The following is an 18,948-nucleotide window of genomic DNA, read 5'->3' as shown; positions in this document are numbered from 1 at the left end:
CGGGTCCTCAGGGGCGGTCGATCACGCCGCGCCCCTCCCGGTCGGCGACCCCGACGAGCCACTCGAGACAGTCTCGGTACGCCGTCGCCGTCTCCGGATAAACCACCTCATCCGCTTCCGAAAGCGACCCGAGCGTCTCGAGGGTGTCTTCGTAGTCGTCGCGGGCCTCGCGCGGGGACCGATCCCTGAACGAGCGGTGCGCGTGGGCCGGCGGTGAGGGGGCGTTCTCCCCTTCCGTCGGGAGGATCGTCCCGCCGAGTTCACGGTAGATATCGAAGCCAGCGGGGACGAACGGGCCGAGCGCGTGTCGTGTCAGCGCTGTCGCGAACGATCGACGGTCCGCGATCGGGTCGGGGTTCCAGAGTCGGTCGGCAAAGACGGGAATCGCCGACGGAAGCGCGCGTTCGAAGTACTCGCGGGTCTCCTCGGCGGCGGGCTCCCACGCCAGGAGTTCGCCGCCAATCACCTGTTCCGCTCGTTCGTCCGGAATGGACGGGCGACTCCGCGGTTCCCAGCCGAGCAGGTACTCTTCCGAGATCCAGCCGTTGACGTAGGCTGCGTAGACGTACGAGTTGACGACCTCGAACTCCTCCTCGAGGAACCGCTCGAGGCTGCACCCCTCGACGGGGCCGCGTCCCTTCCCGGCGACGCGCCAGAACTGCACCAGCGTGTCCCGCGGCACGTCCGGCGCTTCGGCGATATCGATCTGGTCGTTCCAGCACATCAGCCGGCGGTCGTTCGCCTCGAGCATCTCGTGGAGCCGGCGGACGAACTCGTAGAAGTGCTCGGCGACCGTCTCCGACCCCTCGCGGATCATCCGTTCTCGGCACCGCGAGCACTCGTTCCACGAGCAGTTCATCGCCCACTCGTCGCCACCGACGTGGACCGTCTCGAAGGGGAACAGCTCGATCACTTCCCCGAGCAGCGTCTCCACGAACTCGTCCGTCCGCGTCGTTCCGAGACACAACGTCCCGTCGCTGGGCTCGCCGTCCTCGACGGTGCACTGAAGTTCGGGGTACGTTTCGAGGACGTGACTGGCGTGGCCGGGAACGTCGACCTCGGGGAGAATCTCGATCCCGTGGCGGCCGGCGTACTCGATCAGGTCCTCGATCTCTTCGGGGGAGTATGCCGGTCGATTCTCGCCGTCGGGGCCGCGGTTCAGTTCGGGAAACGCCTCGGACTCGAGGGCGTACGATTCGTGATCGAGCAGGTGGAGGTGAAGTCGATTCAGCTTCGCCCGGGCGGCCTGGTCGATCCGCCGTTTGACGCGTTCGAGCGGGAGAATACCCCGCGCCGGATCGAGCATGAACCCTCGCCACCGGGTCGCGGGCCAGTCTCGGATCTCGCCGGCCGGAAACCGCCAGTCCCCATTACGCCGTTCGAGACCCCCGACGATGGTCTGACAGCCGTGTCGCAGGCCGTCGGCCGTCGGCGATCGAACGATGATCCCGTTCCCGTCGGCCTCGAGGACGTACCCTTCCGAGTCGTCGACCAGACTCGAGGCAGCGTCGTCGATCGTCAGCCGAACGTCCGGCCCCTCGTTCGACCTGACAACCCGTTCGTTCGTCTCGCGCTCGAGGAGGTCCGACAGCAGCGCGACGACCGCACCCGCACCGTTGTCCGTTCCAACCATGAATGGGGCCTCGAGACGGACCGCCTCGCCGATCAGGTCCGCTCGACGCGGTCGGGGGACGACGTCGAGTTCGCGTGAAGGCATGTGGTGGGTAGCAATGAAGACGGACGCCTTAATGGTTGTCTACTGGCCGGTTCTCGTGTACGTGCTCGCCTTCGAGCCGTTCGAGTGCGCGCGTCGCGGCGTCGCGAACCACCGGCTCGGGGTCGTCCGCCACGAGCACCTCAAGGTCGTCGACCGCATCCCTGTAGCCGGTTAGCCCGAGCGTCAGCGCCGCGTTCGCCCGAACCGGTGCGTGGTCGTCCGCGAGGAGCTCGCGAACGCGCGGGAGCAGCCCCTCGACAGACGAGGGATCGACCTGCGTGACGTAGGTGAGGAGGCCGATTCCGACCCCCCGGATTCCGGGATCGCGCCGCTTGAGGAGGGCGTCGATGTCGTCGACGACTGACCCGAGGGCTGCGCCGACAAGCTCTGGATACTCACCGCCGACGGCGTTGAGCGCGTCCGCCGCGCGCCACGGAACGGGGTGGTCCGTGTCCGAAGCGAGGCGATCGACCAGTGCCGGGACAAACGGGGCCACCTCGTCGGAGTGGCCCTCGGCGAGCGACTCGAGCACCTCGCACGTTCCCGACCGGATCAGGTGGTGGTCGTCCTCGAGCAAAGCTACGACCTGATCGACGTGACCGACGATCGTCTCCGGCCGCTCGGCTGCAATCCGCGTGAGTCCAGCCATTGCCTGAACGCGAGTTGCCGACCTCCGGTCGCGTTCCGGGCCGACGCTCGACGACGCTCCCGGCGACGCGTCGGCCGGTGGTTCCGCCGAAACGACTCTAGCGTGGCAGACGTCGAGAAGGAGTTCAACCGCCCCCGTCACCGATTCGGGGCGCTCGAGCCCGATCGTGGCCAGCGCACGGACCGCGGCGTCGCGACCCGGCTCAGCGGGATCGCTTCCGATCGCCTCGAGCGGCGGGACAAGCGCTTCGAACGACTCGGTATCCGCCCCCTGTATCGCCGCCCCCGCCGAGAGCGCCGCCCTGCGGCGGACGTGCGGATCGCCGTCCTCGAGCAGTCGCTCGAACGCGGTGACGGCGGCTTCGGACGCCTCAGGCCGGACGTCAAGCGTGGCCTCGAGACACTTCATCGCAAGTCGGCGCGTCTCCGGGTTGCCGAGCACGAGCAGTTCGACGACGTGCGCGAGCGAGATCTGCGCGGGATCGGCCGTTGCCGCGTCCAGGAGTTCACTCGCGCGGTCGGTCGCGTCTTCGCCGGGCGAGATCATGGTACGTCGTATCGAGTCCCGTGCCCTCTTATAACTGCCGTCGCCGAGCGGACGACCGCGGGACTCGGCGACGGAGCACCGAAGTAAAGGGGTCCGGTACCTATTTGTTGATACGTTCACAACCATTCTGGCACCGTGTCAGACTACGACATAGCATTCATTGGAACAGGACCGGAGCCGGACAACCCGGTGTGGGGCGAAAGTGCGGCGATGGCGTACCACCACGCAAGCGCGTACGACGGGGACGAGCGCTGCTCGCTTGTCGCTTGCGCCGACATCGTCGAGGAGAACGCACTCGCATTCGCCGAGCGCAACGAGATCGATCCGGCGAACGTCTACACCGACTACGAGCGGATGCTTCGGGAGGTCGAACCCGACATCGTCAGCGTCTGTACGCCGGTGCCGACCCACGCCGACATCGTGACCGACTGCGCGAACGCGGACGGGCTGCGGGCGATCCACTGCGAGAAACCGATGGCCGATACCATGGCGGACAGCAGGCGCATGGTGGCGGTTTGCGACGAACGGGACATCCAGCTGACGTTCAACCACCAGCGGCGGGTCGCAACCCCGAGCCGGCGCGCAGCGGAGCTGGTCGCGGCGGGCGACCTCGGTGAGGTCACCCGCGTCGAACTCGCGACGAAGAATCTCTTTGACGCCGGGACCCACCTCGTCGATCTCTGTAATTCCATTCTCGACGATCGTTCCGCGGCGTGGGTGATGGGCCAGATCGATTACCGTAAGGAGAACGTCCGTTACGGTGTCCACAACGAGAACCACGCATTCGTGCGCTGGCAGTACGAGGACGGAACCGACGCCGTCATCGCGACCGGCGACGAGAACCCGTTCATCGACTGCGACGTTCGCGTCGTGGGGACCGAGGGCGTCCTCGAGCTCAATCCCGACGGCAACGCCCAGATCCGGGTGCGGACGGCCGACGCTGCGGCGTGGGACGAGATCGACACGGGCGAGCCGCTGGCGGACATCCCGGCCGCGGTCGGCGACATTATTCGCGGCCTCGAGACGGACGCAGAGCCCCAGTTGGGCGCGCGGCGGGCGTTCGCGACGATGGAGATTATCCTCGGCTGCTACGAGTCGGTGCGCCGGCGCGAGCGCGTGGAGTTCCCCCTCTCGATCGACGATAACCCGCTCGTCTCGATGGTCGAGTCGGGCGAACTCTCTCCCCGTCCGGCCCACGAGGAGGTCGCGCCGGACGCCGACTCCTGACCGAGCGGCGCGCGGGACGCGAAGCTACCTGCGAGAGCGGCGTCCGTTCTTCCGCCGCTCCGTGACGATCGTTCAGTAGTACGGTTCGTAGTCGGCGAGGAACGACTCGCTGTCGACCTCGGTCGTCTCGAGCGCGCCGGTGTCGGGTGTCACCGGATCACCAGTCTCGAGGGCAGTCTGCACGCCGACGAGGAGCGTCCCTGCGTCGGTGACGCGGTTTCGGTCGTCGCGTTCACCGCGGGCCGCCGCGAGGAACTCATCCAAGAACGGTTCGTACATCTGCTCGAGTTCGGCGGTCGAACTGCCAATCTGGACGGTTTGCGTGCGTTCGCCGACCGTGAGGAAGCCGAACGTGCCGTCGCCCTCCGGTCCGTCGAACCGGAGCGTCGCCGCGGAGCCGTCCGCGAAGTCGATCGTCGCGACCCGACCCGGGCCGTGGTTCGGCGTCACCTGCGTCCAGTCGGTCCCCGCAAGCAGTCGAACGCTGTCGACGAGGTGAACGCCGTAGTAGAACGTATCTCCGTAGCCGACGGAGAACGCTGTGTCCGGCATCGTCTCGGCGAGCGACGAAACCGACGGGTGAAACGGGAGTGCCGAGCCGCCGAACAGCGGCGCGCCGCCGCGGACCGCCGCCCGCTCGATCGCGATCACGTCAGCGACTGATCCTGCCACCGGTTTGTCGACCATCGTCGGGACACCCGCTTCGAGAAACGGCACGGCGAGGTGACGGTGCCCGTTCCAGTCGACCGTGAGGACCATCGCCGCATCGACGTCGCCGATCATTGCGTGCGGATCGTCGTACCTGGTCGCACCGTAGCGCTCGCAGAACTCGCGCGTGTACTCGCTCTCGCGGACGTCACCGCCGTCCCAGACGGCCGTAACCGACGCGTTGGACCGGCTTTCGAGAATGTTTGCGAATGTTTCCGAGTGACTGGTGTCTAGTCCGAGTACCCCTAGCTCGATCATTGTAGATACGTCTACTTTCTTGATATATAATTCTGATTACTGCTGAAACGGGTCTCGCCCTCGAACTCGGTGACAGAATGCGCGGGTCGACCGACCCAACGAGTTCGCCGGTGTGGCCGCGTCGTCGCGAACCGTCGTTGCGGCTCGCGACCGGGTAGCCTTGCGACCGGACCGGTTGAACGGCCGTGACGTTCTAGACGTGCTCCGTCGGCCAGATGTAGAACTGGAGCGGGAGTGTCGCCTCGAGGAACGGGTCCTGTTGTCGGAGCGTGCGCTTCCGATCGTGGAAGCCGAACAGCAAGCCCGTCATCGAAATTCGATCGAGCGAGAGATCGGGATCGTCGGCGACGCGCTCGACCGTCACGCGTCCCGGACCGTACGAGAGCTGAACAGCTGCCTCCTCTTCTTCGAGCGCCAGCGAGATTTCACCGGTCTCGGTCCGATCCCCGTCGCGCCAGCGCCGCTCGAACTGTCCCTCGAAGGCCTCGAGGAGTGCGGACAGATCCCGGATGTTCAACTTCCGGTGCGGTCGCTGTTGCCAGAACCGGCTATGGCGGTGAAACACGTCGTCGAGCGGGTGACGCGGATGGACACAGGCCGTCAGATCGTTCAGGTCGTACATCGCGAGCACGTGGCCGAGCAGCGCCTCGAGGCCGTGTTCGGAGCCGCCGAATTCCTTTATCGTGCGGCTACGACTCTCCCGTGTGAGGCTGAGGTACGCTGGGTCGCTGTCGTCCTTGTACAGGAGCGTCTCGAGCCCGCGTTGGCCGAACGTAATCCGGCTTCGCTCCCGGTCGCGCCGAACGCGGTACGGTTCTTGGCCGTGGATCCCGCGGAGCACCTCGAGGTGTGCGTCCGATCCGTCGTGAGTTACGACGGTGTCGACCGCGGGTTCGGGCGTCGTCGCGAACGAGCGTTTCGAGATCGTGTACCGGAGTTCCGCGCCGGCGTTCTCGTACCCGAAGTGGTTGTAGCGCTGGCGGTTCCCGCTGAGTTCCGACAGCGGGACGCCGGCGTCGTCCATCCGATCGAGCCAGAACTCGAGCAGCTGACTCATATACCCGTTTCCGCGGTACCGTTTGTCGGTCGCGACGCCGCCGATCCCCCAGCACTCGACGGTTCCCTCGCCGACGACGAGCGTCTGCGGTATCGCGGCAATGTGACTCACGATCTCCCCGTCCTTCTCGATGATAGCGTGGCGTTCGCTGCGTTCCGAGTCGTAGCAGAACGGGAGTCGAGCGGCCATTCCGTAGCGCTCGTAGGCGAAGTGTCGATCGAGCAGCGCCGTCATTTCGTGGAAGTCGTCCGCGGTCGCGAGCCGCGGACTCTCAGTGTCTGCCATGCGATACCGAGCCAGAGGAAGTCCTGTCACAAAAGCTTTGTCAGCGGTGTGCTCTGCAGCGGCCAACTGCGGAACGCAACTCCGGTTGTCGAAGGACGGAGCGACGAGTTGCTCGGGGAAACTTATTTTATCGATACTGGCCGTTATCGGTGCATGCGGATACTGTACATCGACTGCGACTCGTTGCGGCCGGATCACCTTGGCTGCTACGGCTACCACCGCGAGACGTCGCCCAACATCGACGACCTGTCGGCAGAAGGGCGAACGTTCACCACTGTCTATACTTCTGACGCGCCCTGTCTCCCCTCGCGGACGGCGTTCTACACGGGCCGATTTGGGATCCACACGGGCGTGATCAACCACGGCGGCCGCAACGCGGATCCTCGACGCCACGGCTCGAGTCGGCGCGCGAACTACCCGGGCCGGTTCAGGACGCTCGCGTCGGCACTGAACAACGCGGGAATTCACACGACGATGATCAGTCCGTTTCCGGACCGTCATGACGGCTGGCAGGTGGTCGAAGGATTTCGGGAGCTGTACGACACCGGGGGCAACGGTGGCGAGCGCGCCGACGAGGTGTACCCCTATGCCCGCGACTGGCTCGAGGCGCACGCGACGGAAGACGACTGGTACTGCCACGTCAACTTCTGGGATCCACACACGCCCTATCGCACCCCGGCGGAGTACGGAAACCCGTTCGCCGACGAGCCCGCACCAGAGTGGTTGACCGAGGACCTGATCGAGCAGCACTACCAGGAGTCGGGTCCCCACAGTGCGCAGGATCTCAAAGGGTGGGTCAGGTCGTGGGACCGCCCGCGGATGCCGCCGGAGATCTCCTCTCGCGAGGAGTTCAAGACGATGATCGACGGCTACGATGTCGGCGTCCGCTACATGGATCACTACATCGGGAAACTGATCGATCTCCTCCGCGAGCGGGACGTTCTCGAGGAAACGCTCGTCGTGATCAGCGGCGACCACGGCGAGAATCTCGGCGAACTCAACGTCTACGGAGACCATCAACTGGCCGACAATATGACGTGTCGGGTCCCCCTTATTGTTCGCGGTCCCGAAGTCGAGCCAGGAACCGACGACGATCTGCGCTACCAGCTCGATCTTGCACCCACGCTCGTCGATCTCGTCGGCGGCGACGTGCCCGAGGGCTGGGACGGCCGCTCGTTCGTCGACGCAGTTATCAACGGCTCCGCGGACGGGCGCGACGAACTGATCGTCAGTCAGGGGGCGTGGACGTGCCAGCGGGGCGTTCGCTGGGACGACTGGCTGTTGCTCCGTACCTACCACGATGCCTATCGGAGCCGCCTCGAGGACGTCATGCTGTTCGACCTCGCCGCCGACCCACACGAGACGACTGATCTCTCCACGGCGAAGCCGAACGTCGTCAATGACGGGCTGGCCAGGCTGCAGCGCTGGCACGACGACCGACTGCTCGAGGCGGCCCGCGGCGAGCGCGGCGGCAATCCGGACGCCCCGAACGGCGTCACCGACCCGATGTGGCAGGTACTCCGCGAGAAGGGACCCTACTACACCTGGGACCGGGTAGACGACTACGCCAGCCACCTCGAAGAAACGGGTCGCGAGGAACACGCGGCGGAAATTCGCGACCGACTCGAGTAACGGAGATACTCAGCCGAGCAACCGGTTCAGCTCCGCGAGTTCGTGCTCGGCGACCTCGCGTTCGTCCTCGAGGTCGTCCCGCGGAACGTGGCACTCATCGGTGACGTAGCCATCGTACCCCGCCTCCGCAAGTGCGTCGAACAGCGGGCCGTGGTCGACGGCGCCCTCACCGAGCAGCCGCGGCTGGAACGTCTCAAGCCCGTCGTCAGTTTCGAGTTCGAACGCGCCCGGCCGGTCCGGATCGTCGATCCGCTGCTCGTCCTTGACGTGGACGTGGACGAGGTCGTCCCCGAGTTCGCGCACCGACGCCAGTCCGAAGTCGTCGAGCGTGATGTACATGTTCCCAGCGTCGTGAATCGCGCCAACGTTCTTGCGGTCGATCTCCGCCAAGAGTCGTTGCGTCGAGTCGACCGTCTCGGCGATTGTGTGCGCGTGAATTTCGATGCCGATCGTCACGTCGTACTCGGCGGCGCGGTCGGCGGCGCGAGCGAGCCACGACGCGGCGTGCTCGTAGTCGTCGTCGGTCGCCTCCCGGACCGGCGGTCCGCCGGGACCGTGCCTGATGAGTCCGCAGTCGAGCGCGTCCGCGAACTCGAGGAACCGTTCGAACGTCTCAAGTTCCGCCTCACACTCTTCCCGGGTCTTGCCGACGTAGTGACCGGTGTACGTTGCCAGACACGGGACCTCGAGGCCGAGGTCGTCGAGATGATTGCGGAATGCGAGTACCTCTTTAAGCGAACGGTCTGCGTCGAGATGGGGGTCTCGGCACATCGGCTCGAACCCATCGTAACCGATCTCCGCTACGAGTTCGGCCGCCTCCTCGAGCGAGCGGTCGCGAAGCACCTTGCTAAACAGGGCTGTCCGTATCGCCATTGCGACTACGATCGCACCGCTGAACCTTAAAGTCTGGTGTACGATCAGTCTCGCTTACCGACGTCGAGGTCGAGAGCATCGAGGACCAGATCGCACGGACTCGAGAACATCGGCGCCGAGGTCGAGTTCGTTGCGAAACTGTAGCGAGGGGCTCCGCTCCGAACGGCCGTTATTTCGACCCACGAGAAACCAGCCGACAGCGGTGCTGTTGCCGAAGGCACCGCGTCAGAGATACTGCACGAGTTCGGAGACGACTTCGTAGAGGTAGTTGCCGACGATCCCGACGATGGCGAGGTAGCCGACGACGCCAAGAACGGTGGCGAAGCGGCCGTTCGAGTGCGACCCCATGACGTCGTCGCTGCTGGCGAGCGCGAGGATGAGGAAGCCGAGGATCGGGAACGCGACCACGGCGGCTGCCTGGGCGATGCGGAGCAGTTCGACCGGATCGCCCTCGAAGATCAGGACGACGACGAGTCCGAACACCACGGCAACCGTCGACCAGATCTTGACCGGACGACCGTCCATCGAGGGATCGAGGCCGAGTCCGTCGACCAGCAGTGTCGCCCCGATGAGCGCGTTGACGACGAGCGACGAGAGGCTTGCGAAGAAGAACCCGAATGTGAACAGGTAGAACGCACCCGATCCGGCGACGGGCTCGAGCTGGGTGGCCATATCCGTCGCCGAGAAGGCCGGTTCGCCCGTCCCGGAGATGACGCTCGCGCTGGTCAGGAGGATGACCGTGACGATGAGTCCCAGCACGGCGATCCCGAGGATGCTGTCCATCCCTTTCTCTGACAGCTGGTCGATGCCCCAGTCCTTCTCGTGCACCAGGTAGCTCTGGTAGGTCGCCGCGGCGATGGAGAAGGTCGTCGCGGCCATCCCGAGCGCGAGGAGCGCGGCGTCCACATCGGGGATGGTCGGTACGATACCGGTCGCGCCGGCCCGGATGTCGAAGCCGACGGTTGCGAGCGTCCCAACGAACGCGAGCAGCATGACACCGACGACGGCCTTCACCAGCAGTTCGACCTTGTCGTACAGGTCGGGCAACCAGAGGAAGCCGATCGCGGCGAGCGAGAAGATTGCGGCCCACAGGCGAATGTCGTAGCCAACGAGCGCATTCGTCGCGAACCCGATTCCGGCGTTGTTCCCGGCCTGGAACGCGAGGATCGCGAGGAAGCCGAAGAACCCGCCGGCCGTCGCGACCGCCGACCCGTATCGTCTCCTTGCGACTTGCAGGATCGTCTCGCCGGTCACCAGCCCGATCCGCGCGGCCATCCACGTGTACGTGATCATGAAGATTGTCGTCGCGATCGGTACCCAAAGCAGCTGGTAGCCGTACGTACTTCCAGCGATTGTGCTGAGCGCGATGCTCCCCGGACCGACGACGACTGCTGCGAGAACGAGCGCCGGTCCGAGCGCCCGCAGTTGATTCCACACCGTCCCGCCCGTTATGGCACCCGAGATGCGTGTCGCCATATATATTGGTACGTGATGACGTATCATAAATAACTACCGGCGAGACAGTCCGTCATGAGTGGATTACACGCGCCGCAAGCTACATTAGGAACTAGTTCGTCAAGCTAGATCAACGAATGCCTGTAAACAGCCATGTGTTCGGGGAGAGACCACGGTCCCTCCGCCGCACCGACGACAGAATTCTTCTCGCCGCGACCAACGGAACCGAGAACGAGGTGATGCGAGCGTGAAGTTCGGCGTTTTTTTGAATCAGTACTACACGCCCGACGACGAGTTCGAGGCCGCCGGTCTGTACGAGCAAGCCGAACTGATCGAGGATGTCGGCTTCGACGGCGTCTCGCTCGGCGAGCGACACGTCCACGACGAGGGCGTCGTCGAGCCGATCACGGCGCTCTCGGGGATCGCGGCGCGAACCGAGACGCTCGATCTCTCGACGATGGCTATGCTGCCGATGCTGTACAACCCGCTGCACCTCGCCGAGTACGTCGCGATGATCGACCGACTCTCAGGCGGGCGCATGCACTTTGGCGCCGCGGTCGGTTACCGCGAGCGCGAGATCGAACCGTTCGGGATCGACATGGAGGAACGATCGAAAGCGATGATCGAATCGCTGCACGTGCTCAAGCGGCTGTGGAGCGAAGAGAGCGTTACCCACGACGGCGATCAGTGGTCGTTCGAGGATGTGTTCGTCAGCCCTCGCCCGGAAGGGGAGCTGCCGGTCTGGATCGGCGGCCACGCAGACATCGCGATCAAACGAGCGGCCTACCGCGGCGACGCCTGGATCGCAAGTGCCTCCTCGACGACGGCCGACCTCGAGGAGCAGATAGACGTCTACGAATCCTCGCTCGAGGAGTTCGATATGGATCGCGAGGACAACGACGTCATCCTTATGCGCGACTGCTTCGTCGCCGACTCCGTCGAGGAGGCGAGAGATACCATCGAGCCCTACCTCCTGAAGCTCTACCAGATGTACGCCCGCTGGGGCCAGACATATATGGACGAACACGAGGTCGAGGTCGACTACGATGATCTCGAAGAGAAGTTCGCTATCGGCTCGCCCGCGGACTGTATCGAGCAACTTCGCGAGTACGAGGAGCTCGGCGTCGACCAGGTGTACGTCCGCTGTCAGTTCCCCGGGCAGCCCCAGGGCACGACCCTCGAGACGCTCGAGCGCTTCGGCGACGAAGTCATCCCTGCGTTCGAGTGACCATGGCCGGATCAGACACTGAGACTGGCAACGGCACTATTGGTGACGGGACGGAGGCTCCAACCGTCGGCTACGTCGGTCTCGACCACCACCACGCCGAGCCGTACCTGCGGACCCTCGAGACGCTACCGGCGACGGTGACCTGCGCCTGTGAGCCGAACGACGCGTTCGACGTCGACTCCGTGGCGAGCCTCGGCGACGTACCAGTCTACGGCGACCTCGAAACGATGCTCGCCGACGCCGCCGTCGACGCGGTGTTCCTGACGCTCTCGAACCGGGACACGCCGGCGGCCGTCGAACAGGCCCTCGAGCGCGGCGTCGACATCTACACGGAGAAGCCGGCGGGCCGAACCGCCGCCGAACTCGAGCCGCTGCTCGACCTCGAGGCCCGGACCGACGCGACGGTTTGTGTCTCCTACCCGTGGCAGAGCCACCCGATCGCCGCGCAGCTGAAGTCCCACCTGGACGACGGCTTCTTCGGCGACCTCCGCGGGTTCGAGGCGCGGTTCGTCGCCTCGCAGCTCGCGTACCGAAACACCGACCACTTCGTCTTCGACAGGGACGCGAGCCGCGGCGGCATCCTCCAGTGGCTCGGCATCCACTGGATCCAGTTACTCACTTGGCTCCTCGAGGCACCGATCGCCCGGGTGAACGCTAGCATGACCGCGGGGTTCGACGGAGTCGACATCGAAGACGGCGCAACGCTCCAGCTTGAGACCGGAACCGGAACGCTCGGGACCGTCCACTGCGGCTACTACCTGCGTGACGGAATCTATGACACCCAGCTCAATCTCTACGGCAGCGGCGGCCGAAGCAACTGGAATCCGATGGGTCGGACCTTCGGCTTCGACGGCGAGACCGAACTCGAACTCGAGTCGGCGGACGACGACTGGAGCGCAACGCCACACCGGACGATCACGCACGAGTACGAGCCGGGAGCCGGCTACGGCGGTACGTGGGGCCGAGAGTTCGTCCGGGAATTCTTTGCGGCCTGCGAAGCCGATGCGGAACCGCCCGTCACCCTTGAGGACGCCCTGACCGTTCTCCGGGTTCTCGATGCGGCGTACGAATCGGCCGAGACGGATCGGTGGGTGACAGTCGAGAAGTAGTTCGCCGACTCGTTCTCAGCGCGCGACGACGTGATTCTCGAGCGTCCCGACGCCTTCGAACTCGACCTCGACGACGTCGCCCTCGCCGAGCGGACCGGGGCCGAACGGTGTGCCGCTCGCGATGATGTCTCCGGGCTCAAGGGTGATGAGTTCGCTCACCTCGGCGATGAGATTCGGGACGGAGAAGATCATCATGTCACGGGTCGTCTCCTGTTTCACCTCGCCGTTGAGCCGAAGTTCGAGGCGGGCGTCGTCGGGCACCTCGTCGGGCGTAGCCAGCACCGGGCCTATCGGGAGCGAGGCGTCGAACGCCTTGCCGCGGACCCAGTTGCGTTCCTCGGCTTGGTCGTCGCGGTTCGAAATATCGTTCACGCAGGTGAACCCGCGGACGAACTCCATGGCCTCGTCCTCGTCGACCGCGCGACACTGCTCGTCGATCACGATGCCGAACTCTGCCTCGAACTCGACCTCGTCCCGTCCTGGCGGCAGTTCGATCGCGTCTCCGTGGCCGACGACGCAGTTCGGCGTCTTCAGGAACAGTTCGGGCCGGTCCGGCAGGTCTTCGAAGCCGGACTCCTCGCGGTGGTCCACGTAGCCGCCGGCCTGGCAGACGATCTTGGTCGGCTCGCTGGGTGGGAGAATCGTCACCTCGGCGGGGTCATACCGTTGGTTGCCGGCGTCGATACCGCTGTCGGTCCACGTTCCGGTCCGGGTGAGGCCGGACGGATCGCTGAATCGGACTGTGTGCATCCTCGTCCGAGCATTGATCTACCGGAGTAATGATCTTTCGGTTGCAGCAACGAATCGGTCGCGGCGGTCGGTTTCGATCGACAGGAATCGTCCCTGGCTGACTGGCACTACTCGTACTTCTCGTCTTCATCCCAGTCGAACGACGCACCCGATCCGCTGACGACGGCGTCGTACGTGAACGTCCCCGGCAGATCACCCTCGTCACCGTAAACGAATGGACCTTAGCGTCGAATCGCGCCGGAACTTCTCCGTCATCGTCATGTCGTTGTACGAACCGTTCAGCAGTGCAACCTGCAGCGTTCCCATGATCGGAACTGGTGTCTCCGGGGGAACAAAACCCTTCGTCGTCACCTATTGATACTCGGACAGCCGAACCGCTTCTCCGCGGTCGCTCGAGTCGTAGATCGCCCGCAGTACCCGCTGCACTGTCAGCGCGTCCTCGACGGTGCCCGCAAGGGCGGTCCGCTCTCCGGCGAGAGTCGCGAGGAACGCGCGGTCCTCCGCAAGATGCATGTCGCCTCCGTCGACCGAGAGCATCTCGTCGGGACCGGTCGGCCGACCGTCGGATTCGTCGGTCCCGACCGGGCGGGTATCGAACACATCGAGAGTCGGCTCTGTGACGTTGAACTCGACACCCGCGTCGCTCCCCCGGACGATGCACCGCTTCGAGGACGACCGCGTCGCTCGCCACGAGACCCGGATCGAAATCGTCCGGTCGTCGCCACACCGCACCAGCGCGTGCGCCGAGTCCTCCACGTCGTAGTCCCCGAACTCGCTGCGGGTGACGCCGGTCACCTCTCGAACGGTCGGATACTCGAGCAGATACAGTGCCAGATCGAGCGCGTGGACGCCGAGGTCCATCGCGACGCCGCCGCCGGCCAGGTCGGGATCCGTGAACCAGCCCCGTCCCTCGCCGGGCAGCGCGTTCCGCCGAAGGTAGGTCGCGTCGACATGACTGACCGAACCGAGGCGACCCTCGTCACGTAGCGCCGCGACCCGCCGTGTCGCGTTTGAAAAGCGCATCGTGAATCCGACCACACAGGACGCCTCCGCGTCGGCGGCCGCGGCCGCGATCCGCTCCGCGCTCTCTACGGAATGGGCCAGCGGTTTTTCAAGGAGGACGGCGCACTCGTGCTCGAGGGCGTCGATCGCGACCCGCTCGTGAACGCGATTCGGCACGCAGACGAACACGGCGTCGATATCGGCGTCGGCGAGCATCGTCTCGTGATCCGCGTACGTCGGGACGTCGTACTCGCCGGCGAACAACTCGCGGGCGTCGGTGCTGACGTCCGCGCCGGCGGCAAGCGCAGCGTCCAGTCGGAGGATTCGCTCGGCGTGAATGCGACCGATCGTCCCGAGTCCGACGATCGCGACGCGCGGTGGCGACTTGGGAGGCATCGAGATGACTAACGACCGGACCGGACAAAAACTGATCGGCAAGCGTCACCGTTCGACCGGGAAGGCAATCTTCGGCGAGGGTCCTCAGTACTCGACCTCGACCGGTCGTCCGGCCGACGCAGATTCGTAGGCTGCCTCGACGACGGCGACTGCCGCCAGCGCGTCCTGAGGTGAGACGGCGGGATCGCTCCCCTCGGCGACGCTGTCGACGAAGTCCCCGAGCATCTCGGCGTTCGGATCGGTTCCGTAGAAGACCGTTCTAATGCCCTCGTCAGCGCCCGACGCCGCCGTGTGACGAAGCAACTGATCGAAGCAGTCCACGGCGATCGTTCCCTCGCGGCCGACGAACTCGACCGTCGCGTCGCCCCACGTGTGCCATGCCTCCGGCCGGCTCCAGGAACCGTCGAGTAGGAACGTCGCCCCGTTGGTCAGCCGCATCGAGAGCACGTTGACATCCTCGACCTTGATATCGTGGAAGCGGGTCCCCGTCTCCGCATACACCTCCGCAACCCGCTCGTCGATGAGATCCGAGATCAGATCGACGATGTGGACGGTGTGATCCATCACCGCGCCGCCGCCGGCCGCGTCGGGATCGGCGAACCAGCCGCCGGGCATCCGCCCGCGGTTCGTCCCGGAGATCGATTTGACGGAGCCGATCTCCCCGGACTTGAGCGCCGTCCGAGCCCGCTTCGCCGGCTCGCTGAACCGGAGGGGCATCGCCACCCCTAGCCCGACGCCGGCGTCGCGACAGCAATCGACGATCCCTCGGGCCTCCTCAAGGGTCGGCGCGAGCGGTTTCTCACAGAGGACGTCGACCTCGGCGTCGACAGCTCGGCCAACCCACTCGGCGTGGCGGGCGTTGCTCGAGCAGACGAGCGCACCGTCGAGTCGCTCAAGCAGCGCGTCGGCCTCCGCTTCGGAGACACACTCGACGCCGTGTCGGTCGGCGATTTCGCGAGCGCGGTCGAGTTCCGCGTCCGCGATCCCGACGAGCTCGGCATCCTCCCGCTCGGCGAGCAAGGCCGCGTACTCGCTCGCGTGGACGTGCGCCGCCGACAGGATGCCCAGGGAGACGGTCATCGTCCCACCTCCGTCGGCGAGACGGGTTCGCCGCGCTCTGCCGAGCGCCGCGCGGCGAGCGCGAGCCGGAGCGATTCGACCGCTTCCTCGAGGTCGACTTCGGGCTCCGAATCCGACTCGAGACAAGAGATGAAGTGGTCGAGTTCACGCCAGTAGCCGTCGGTCGCGAGCGGGCGTTCGACGGTCGAACCGCCTTCGGTCCAGTTCGCGTACGGCTCGCCGTCCTCGCTTGAGAACTCGACGAGCCCGTCGTCGCCCGCCAGTTCGAGTTCGGACGTCAGCGATCTGCTCGAGGGCTGGGCCCACGAGGCCTCCACGTATCCTACCGCCCCGTTCTCGAAGCGCAGCGTGGCAAACCCGTGTGTCGAATCCACCTCCCCGCAGGTTCTGGCGAAGACGCGCTCGACGGGCCCCCAGCACCACCGGAGGTAGTCAAGGTCGTGGATCGCCAAATCGACGAAGATCCCGCCGCTCTTCTCAGGATCGGCGAACCAGCCGTCCGATCCCCAGTCGGGGAACGGCGAGAGTCGACGCGCCCGCGCGACGCCCGGGGATCCGATGTCTAGCTCCTTCGCCCGCCGGTACGCCGGAAGGAACCGGATGACGTGACCAACCATACACGTCGCGTCCGCGTCGTCGACGAACGCGGCCAGCTCGCGGGCATCGGCGAGCGAGGAGGCGACGGGCTTCTCGAGGAAGACGTCGAGCCCCGATTCGATCGCGGTTTCGACGATCGGGACGTGCGTGTGCGTCGGCGTACAGACGTCGAGGAAGTCGAGGTCTTCCCGTTTGCACATTTCGCCGACATCGGTGTAGGATTCGGCTTCGAGGCCGAACTCCTTGACCGTCTCCTCGGGACCGCTCGGGGACGAGACCGCCACTATCTCGACATCCAGTTTTCGGTACGCTTTGAGGTGCGTTCGCGCCATGAAGCCCGCACCCGCGATTCCGGCTTGCATATGGCGTGCGTGTCTATCACAGGACAGATAATTGTTTGGTCCATTGAAACCTCTTGAGCGACCCGGATCGCGTCCTGCGAACGGTCGCAAGCGATCACGTCACGCGCTCGATGTCGTCCCCCTCGTCCTCGATGGTCTCGATGGTTCGGCCCGCGTGACCCGCGCCGCTCGTCTCGACGAGGAAGACGAGGTCGGCCTTGCTAACCAACAGTGAGCCCTCCGCGCGATAGTGATGGACGGTCCGGATGTTCGCGCTGTGCCTCGGCGATACACGAGATGTGGTCCGTCTCTCCGGTCGCGCCGTCGATGCGAACGCGCAGGCGGGTGAACCGGTTCCGCGAAGTGAGTTTGCGGTACACCTCCGTCGGAAGCAGTACTGTATGTCGTCTGCCCACCCGAGAATACTACTATCCTCGGATTCGTTCCGCAGAAATTAAGAGAATTCGAAGAGTGAGCATGTGTATGACAATCAGCGTCCGTTCCGTCGACCAGTACGTGCTGGACATGGAACTGCGAATGCCGTTTCACTTCGGAAACACGACCCTCACCGAACTGCCACACCTGTTCGTCCGGATCGAGGGCGGCGACGATCTAGACGGGCAGGAGGGCATCGCGGCCGAGGGGCTCTCTCCGCTGTGGTTCCTCAAGGAGCCGGGTGTCACCTTCGCGGACGGGCTCGACCGGATGCTCGAGGTGATCGACAAGGCGGCCGCCCGTGCCGCGGAGATCGAGGCTGACACAGTCTTTGACTTCTGGCTGGCGCTCTATGAACGACAGTGCGAGTGGGCCACAATGACCGACCACCCGCCGCTGCTGTGGTCGTTCGGCGTGAGCCTCGTCGAGCGCGCGGTGATTGACGCGTTCTGCCGGGAGCGGGAAACGACGTTCCACCAGGCGGTGTGCGAGAACGCACTCGGGATCGAACTCGGAGCGATCTATTCTGCGCTAACGGGCACCGAACCCGCGGACTATCTGCCAGACGAGCCCCAGCGGACGACGGCGATCCGGCATACGGTGGGGTTCACCGATCCGCTCACCGAGGCCGACCTCGACGCGGAGAGCCGACTCGACGACGGACTCCCACAGACACTTCGCCAGTACATCGAACAGCAGGGTGTGTCGTACTTCAAGATCAAGCTCGGCGGCGACGTCGAGCGCGATGCGGACCGTTTGACGCGGCTGGCCGACGAACTTGCGGAACTCGAGGAGTACGCCGTGACCCTCGACGCGAATGAGCAGTACGGCGATGCCGACTCGTTCCGGACGGACTGGGAGCGGTTGACGGACGAACCGGGAATCGATCCGCTGCTCGAACGGTTGCGATACGTCGAGCAACCGCTCGCTCGCGGCGACGCTCTCACCGACGCCACCCGTGAAACGCTTGCCGAGTGGGACGATCGGCCGCCGATGATCATCGACGAATCGGACGGCGAACTCCGGAGTCTGGGACGGGCGCTCGAGTGTGGCTACGTCGGGACGAGTCACAAGAACTGCAAGGGCGTCTTCAAGGGCCTCGCAAACGCCTGCCTGATCGAACACCGCCGCCGCGAGGACCCCGACGGCGAGTACGTCATCAGCGGCGAAGACCTCTCGACCGTCGGTCCGGTCTCGCTCCCGCAGGACCTGGCCGTCATGGCGACGATGGGAAAGCGCCACGTCGAACGAAACGGACACCACTACTTCCGCGGGATGGCGATGCTCCCGACTGACCTTCAGGACGACCTCCTTGCGACCCACGGCGACCTCTACCGGGAGCACGACCAGGGGTTCCCGACGCTCGACATCGACGACGGCCAGACTGAACTCGAGTCGGTCGTTGACGCATCGTTCGGGTACGGCGCTGCTCTCGATCTCGACATCGAACAGTTCACGCCACGAGTGGAGTGGGAATTCTCGCCTTCGAGCGACTGAACTGAACATCGTCCGTTTACTCTTATTAAACGCTGCTCTCAGCTAGGCGATTGCGCGAACGCATCTATCGCTATGAGTAGCGGTAGTTGGACTTCGTATCCGGAGA

Annotated in this window: 16 protein-coding genes; 6 read left to right on the top strand and 10 right to left on the bottom strand. The window is 65.2% G+C overall.

The features are described 5' to 3' along the window. Positions 1 to 7: 7 nt before the first annotated feature. Positions 8 to 1,717 carry a family 20 glycosylhydrolase gene (locus SM755_RS15275; RefSeq protein WP_323173425.1) on the bottom strand — a complete coding sequence of 570 codons (1,710 nt, stop codon included), beginning with the start codon at positions 1,715 to 1,717 and terminating at the stop codon, positions 8 to 10. Positions 1,718 to 1,745: 28 nt separating this feature from the next. Then, the gene (locus tag SM755_RS15270; protein ID WP_323173424.1) at positions 1,746 to 2,912 is read right to left on the bottom strand and encodes a HEAT repeat domain-containing protein; all 1,167 of its coding nucleotides are present in this window, start codon (positions 2,910 to 2,912) and stop codon (positions 1,746 to 1,748) included. Between the two features lie 135 nt (positions 2,913 to 3,047). Between SM755_RS15270 and SM755_RS15265 the strand changes: the two genes are divergently transcribed. After that, positions 3,048 to 4,139, top strand: a complete 1,092-nt coding sequence (locus tag SM755_RS15265) for a Gfo/Idh/MocA family oxidoreductase (protein WP_323173423.1) — start codon at positions 3,048 to 3,050, stop codon at positions 4,137 to 4,139. A 72-nt stretch (positions 4,140 to 4,211) separates the two neighbouring features. Here SM755_RS15265 and SM755_RS15260 read toward each other — a convergent pair whose 3' ends face one another. Next, a complete protein-coding gene (locus tag SM755_RS15260) occupies positions 4,212 to 5,105 on the bottom strand; it encodes a Gfo/Idh/MocA family oxidoreductase (RefSeq protein ID WP_323173422.1) in 894 nt (297 codons plus the stop codon). 193 nt (positions 5,106 to 5,298) lie between these two features. Next, the gene (locus SM755_RS15255; protein WP_323173421.1) at positions 5,299 to 6,447 is read right to left on the bottom strand and encodes a GNAT family N-acetyltransferase; all 1,149 of its coding nucleotides are present in this window, start codon (positions 6,445 to 6,447) and stop codon (positions 5,299 to 5,301) included. A gap of 153 nt (positions 6,448 to 6,600) precedes the next feature. Here SM755_RS15255 and SM755_RS15250 point away from each other — a divergent pair, with 153 nt between their 5' ends. After that, complete coding sequence (locus SM755_RS15250) at positions 6,601 to 8,079, top strand: sulfatase (protein WP_323173420.1); 1,479 nt, start codon at positions 6,601 to 6,603, stop codon at positions 8,077 to 8,079. A gap of 9 nt (positions 8,080 to 8,088) precedes the next feature. Here SM755_RS15250 and SM755_RS15245 read toward each other — a convergent pair whose 3' ends face one another. Together SM755_RS15245 and SM755_RS15240 are read right to left on the bottom strand one after the other, a co-directional pair. Beyond that, positions 8,089 to 8,952 carry a sugar phosphate isomerase/epimerase gene (locus tag SM755_RS15245; RefSeq protein WP_323173419.1) on the bottom strand — a complete coding sequence of 288 codons (864 nt, stop codon included), beginning with the start codon at positions 8,950 to 8,952 and terminating at the stop codon, positions 8,089 to 8,091. A 225-nt stretch (positions 8,953 to 9,177) separates the two neighbouring features. Beyond that, a complete protein-coding gene (locus SM755_RS15240) occupies positions 9,178 to 10,428 on the bottom strand; it encodes an Nramp family divalent metal transporter (RefSeq protein ID WP_323173418.1) in 1,251 nt (416 codons plus the stop codon). Between the two features lie 226 nt (positions 10,429 to 10,654). On the opposite strand from SM755_RS15240, the gene SM755_RS15235 reads away from it, so the two are divergent. Continuing rightward, the gene (locus tag SM755_RS15235) at positions 10,655 to 11,635 is read left to right on the top strand and encodes an LLM class flavin-dependent oxidoreductase (RefSeq protein ID WP_323173417.1); all 981 of its coding nucleotides are present in this window, start codon (positions 10,655 to 10,657) and stop codon (positions 11,633 to 11,635) included. 2 nt (positions 11,636 to 11,637) lie between these two features. Further along, positions 11,638 to 12,744 carry a Gfo/Idh/MocA family oxidoreductase gene (locus SM755_RS15230; RefSeq protein ID WP_323173416.1) on the top strand — a complete coding sequence of 369 codons (1,107 nt, stop codon included), beginning with the start codon at positions 11,638 to 11,640 and terminating at the stop codon, positions 12,742 to 12,744. A gap of 15 nt (positions 12,745 to 12,759) precedes the next feature. Here SM755_RS15230 and SM755_RS15225 read toward each other — a convergent pair whose 3' ends face one another. Next, on the bottom strand, positions 12,760 to 13,494 hold the full coding sequence (locus SM755_RS15225) for a fumarylacetoacetate hydrolase family protein (RefSeq protein WP_323173415.1): 735 nt from the start codon (positions 13,492 to 13,494) through the stop codon (positions 12,760 to 12,762). A 214-nt stretch (positions 13,495 to 13,708) separates the two neighbouring features. Here SM755_RS15225 and SM755_RS15220 point away from each other — a divergent pair, with 214 nt between their 5' ends. Next, positions 13,709 to 13,852, top strand: a complete 144-nt coding sequence (locus SM755_RS15220) for a hypothetical protein (protein ID WP_323173414.1) — start codon at positions 13,709 to 13,711, stop codon at positions 13,850 to 13,852. On the opposite strand, the gene SM755_RS15215 is transcribed toward SM755_RS15220, so the two are convergent. From SM755_RS15215 to SM755_RS15205, 3 genes are all read right to left on the bottom strand, one after another. Next, the gene (locus SM755_RS15215) at positions 13,846 to 14,892 is read right to left on the bottom strand and encodes a Gfo/Idh/MocA family oxidoreductase (RefSeq protein WP_323173413.1); all 1,047 of its coding nucleotides are present in this window, start codon (positions 14,890 to 14,892) and stop codon (positions 13,846 to 13,848) included. The two genes, SM755_RS15220 and SM755_RS15215, sit on opposite strands and share 7 nt — an antisense overlap. An 84-nt stretch (positions 14,893 to 14,976) precedes the next feature. Next, complete coding sequence (locus SM755_RS15210; RefSeq protein ID WP_323173412.1) at positions 14,977 to 15,972, bottom strand: Gfo/Idh/MocA family oxidoreductase; 996 nt, start codon at positions 15,970 to 15,972, stop codon at positions 14,977 to 14,979. Beyond that, positions 15,969 to 16,931 (bottom strand): Gfo/Idh/MocA family oxidoreductase, encoded by a 963-nt coding sequence (locus SM755_RS15205; protein WP_323173411.1) that lies wholly within the window; start codon positions 16,929 to 16,931, stop codon positions 15,969 to 15,971. Before SM755_RS15205 ends, SM755_RS15210 begins: the two co-directional genes overlap by 4 nt. A gap of 462 nt (positions 16,932 to 17,393) precedes the next feature. Between SM755_RS15205 and SM755_RS15200 the strand changes: the two genes are divergently transcribed. Next, a complete protein-coding gene (locus tag SM755_RS15200; protein ID WP_323173410.1) occupies positions 17,394 to 18,842 on the top strand; it encodes a hypothetical protein in 1,449 nt (482 codons plus the stop codon). Positions 18,843 to 18,948 lie beyond the last annotated feature (106 nt).

This window comes from Natrialba sp. PRR66, assembly GCF_034808065.1.
In the GTDB taxonomy this organism is placed as follows: Archaea; Halobacteriota; Halobacteria; order Halobacteriales; family Natrialbaceae; genus Natrialba; species Natrialba aegyptia.
Note: the sequence above shows the minus strand (reverse complement) of the source record. Positions and strands in the feature narration are given on the sequence as shown.

Coding starts and splice junctions, on each gene's coding strand:
- SM755_RS15220 (WP_323173414.1), top strand. CDS start 13,709: ATGGACCTTAGCGTCGAATCGCGCCGGAACTTCTCCGTCATCGTCATG.
- SM755_RS15200 (WP_323173410.1), top strand. CDS start 17,394: ATGACAATCAGCGTCCGTTCCGTCGACCAGTACGTGCTGGACATGGAA.
- SM755_RS15255 (WP_323173421.1), bottom strand. CDS start 6,447: ATGGCAGACACTGAGAGTCCGCGGCTCGCGACCGCGGACGACTTCCAC.
- SM755_RS15210 (WP_323173412.1), bottom strand. CDS start 15,972: ATGACCGTCTCCCTGGGCATCCTGTCGGCGGCGCACGTCCACGCGAGC.
- SM755_RS15230 (WP_323173416.1), top strand. CDS start 11,638: ATGGCCGGATCAGACACTGAGACTGGCAACGGCACTATTGGTGACGGG.
- SM755_RS15215 (WP_323173413.1), bottom strand. CDS start 14,892: ATGCCTCCCAAGTCGCCACCGCGCGTCGCGATCGTCGGACTCGGGACG.
- SM755_RS15245 (WP_323173419.1), bottom strand. CDS start 8,952: ATGGCGATACGGACAGCCCTGTTTAGCAAGGTGCTTCGCGACCGCTCG.
- SM755_RS15240 (WP_323173418.1), bottom strand. CDS start 10,428: ATGGCGACACGCATCTCGGGTGCCATAACGGGCGGGACGGTGTGGAAT.
- SM755_RS15270 (WP_323173424.1), bottom strand. CDS start 2,912: ATGATCTCGCCCGGCGAAGACGCGACCGACCGCGCGAGTGAACTCCTG.
- SM755_RS15225 (WP_323173415.1), bottom strand. CDS start 13,494: ATGCACACAGTCCGATTCAGCGATCCGTCCGGCCTCACCCGGACCGGA.
- SM755_RS15205 (WP_323173411.1), bottom strand. CDS start 16,931: ATGCAAGCCGGAATCGCGGGTGCGGGCTTCATGGCGCGAACGCACCTC.
- SM755_RS15275 (WP_323173425.1), bottom strand. CDS start 1,717: ATGCCTTCACGCGAACTCGACGTCGTCCCCCGACCGCGTCGAGCGGAC.
- SM755_RS15250 (WP_323173420.1), top strand. CDS start 6,601: ATGCGGATACTGTACATCGACTGCGACTCGTTGCGGCCGGATCACCTT.
- SM755_RS15260 (WP_323173422.1), bottom strand. CDS start 5,105: ATGATCGAGCTAGGGGTACTCGGACTAGACACCAGTCACTCGGAAACA.